At 35.0% G+C, this 2,283-nt stretch carries 4 protein-coding genes; 1 reads left to right on the top strand and 3 read right to left on the bottom strand.

What is annotated here, in order from left to right; genetic code table 11:
• Positions 1–798: sensor histidine kinase (locus F6K13_RS29205; RefSeq protein ID WP_287289295.1), on the top strand; the 798-nt coding region annotated here is incomplete at its 5' end.
• 416 nt (positions 799–1,214) lie between these two features.
• Here the strand turns inward: F6K13_RS29205 and F6K13_RS29210 are convergent.
• From F6K13_RS29210 to F6K13_RS29220, 3 genes are all read right to left on the bottom strand, one after another.
• The gene (locus F6K13_RS29210; RefSeq protein WP_161564726.1) at positions 1,215–1,379 is read right to left on the bottom strand and encodes a hypothetical protein; all 165 of its coding nucleotides are present in this window, start codon (positions 1,377–1,379) and stop codon (positions 1,215–1,217) included.
• Between the two features lie 2 nt (positions 1,380–1,381).
• Complete coding sequence (locus tag F6K13_RS29215; protein ID WP_205127546.1) at positions 1,382–1,621, bottom strand: helix-turn-helix domain-containing protein; 240 nt, start codon at positions 1,619–1,621, stop codon at positions 1,382–1,384.
• Between the two features lie 78 nt (positions 1,622–1,699).
• The coding region (locus F6K13_RS29220) for a class I SAM-dependent methyltransferase (protein ID WP_287289296.1) at positions 1,700–2,283 on the bottom strand (584 nt) is incomplete at its 5' end.

The raw sequence follows: 2,283 nt of genomic DNA on the forward strand, positions 1-2,283 counted from the left end.
ATTGGCATAAATAAAATTAATCGGGTTATTAATTTCATGGGCAATACAAAATATGCAGATAATTATGCTAATGAACTAATGTATTTGATTAAACTTTATCAAAAACATTGCAATCCATCGCCAGAAATTAAACAAGAAAGCGAAAAAATAGATTTAGAATTTATTCTCGAAGACTTACCTCAACTATTAAAATCTATGGAGGTAGGGACAGAACGCATTTATGAAATTGTCAAGTCTTTGCGTAACTTTTCACGGCTTGATCAAGCAGAGATGAAGCCAGTTAATATTCATGAGGGAATAGAAAGCACTTTACTAATATTGAATAATCGACTCGATCCTAAAGTTGGAAAAAAGATTAATTTAATTAAGGAATATGGTAATTTACCTCAAATATATTGTTATGTGAGTCAGTTAAACCAAGTATTTATGAATATTTTGGTAAATGGAATTGATGCTCTGGAAGAAGCAATAGCAAAAGGCAAATTTTCTGAATCAAATGAACAACAAATTCCCACAATTAAAATTCAAACAAAAGTTGTAGGGAAAAATCTGATAACTATTACTATTTCTGATAATGGTATAGGTATAAAAGATGGGGTGCTTAACAAAATATTTGACCCTTTCTTTACGACAAAACCTGTTGGTAAAGGTACTGGTATTGGTTTGGCAATTAGTTATCAAATTATAGTAGATAAACATGGCGGTCGGATATTTTGTAATTCCCAGGAAGGAAAAGGAACTGAATTTATAATCGAAATTCCTAGTCAAAATAATATTAGGAAATTTAAGACTCTATAAAATTGACCAGAAAAAATTTATGGGAGATTTCCTATAAAGCAATCTAGCAATTTTTATTAAAAATCTTAGCTGAAGAAATTCGGTATAGAGCTGCATTAGCTTTCTGTATGCAAAATAAAATGGATCGATCGCCTCCTCTGGTAGGTCTAATATCAAGTCTCATTAAATTAGCCAAGGGTAAAAAAGTTCTTCTCTTGAGAGAGAATATTTTTTCCGTCTCTTGGTGCGCGTTCCCTTGCGACTATCGTCGTCGCGGGGTCGCACCGCTTTGTCATGGGAAGCAAACAAATTTCCTCTTGTTCCCTACTCCCTACTCCCTATTCCCTAAATTTTTTGGTAGTCCTGCATGGGTTTTGGTGAAGATATATATTTTTTAATTTCTCCCATACTTCCCATCCCCCCATCTCCCCATCTCCCTATCTCCCCACACTCTCTCTACCATTACTATGCACCACCACCAATTTTTGATTGGGGTTATTTAAAGAGACATGATGTAAGGGAGCGGGAAATAAATTGCTAATCCTAACTTCCTGCAAATGACCACCACTATTGAGGCAAAAAACAGGATTGCTGAACCGCATATCTATGCGATCGTTATAATTTTGTGAGTTGTTTGGGTAGGTTTAACCATTCCTACTAAAAGCTTATGTAAGTCAATAGCAATAGGAAACTTGATTTTACTATCTGGATGATGTTGGTTATAGTTCAAGATCTTTTTAGTTAACCACAAACCCCAATTATAGGTGTGACGCGCTACACCCGCGTGTTTAACCAGTAGGGTTTTTTGTTGATTTGTGGAACGTAACTCAGCGCGTGAATCCAAGTAGCATAAAATAGATAATTGGAGATTATTATAGATAATACCAGATTATAGACAACAGTTAAAAACTCCTGATTCGATTTAGTTTAACACTTGAAAACTAAAATAATAACCTTTGATATTTTGAGCAGGTAGATATTCGTCCTCTATTTTAGCTATCATTCTCCAATGTTTAGCTTTTGTCAGTTCTTCTTCTACTATTTGAAAGTGACTCTCTTGATCTTCATAAAAGTGTTTGCGAACACTATAAACAATATAGCCTCCCTTTTTCGTAACCCTTACAAGCTCACGGAGAGATTCCGCAGGAGCGTGTCCTGGGATAAAAGTCCCGACACAAATAATAGCATCAAAAAAATCAGAAACAATCCCAGAATCTGGTAAATAACCTTGAATAAAATCTGAATAAATATTGCGTTTTTTGGCTACATTTAACATCCCTTCAGATGGATCGAATGCAGTAAATTCTACATTTTTATAGCTATATTTAGCTAGTTGTTCTCCCTGCTCTCCTGTTCCTGCTCCTACGTCTAATATTTTCATAGACTCTTGATCAGGAACGGTTTCTGCAAAGAGTTTTGCTGTCACTACAACAGGAGTGTTTTCTCCAGTGCCGCACAATTCATTTTTGACCTGTTCATCAAACTCTTGGGCATATTGATTATAGT

Origin of the sequence: Okeania sp. SIO2B9, assembly GCF_010672505.1 — a bacterium.
GTDB classification, from domain to species: Bacteria; Cyanobacteriota; Cyanobacteriia; order Cyanobacteriales; family Microcoleaceae; genus Okeania; species Okeania hirsuta.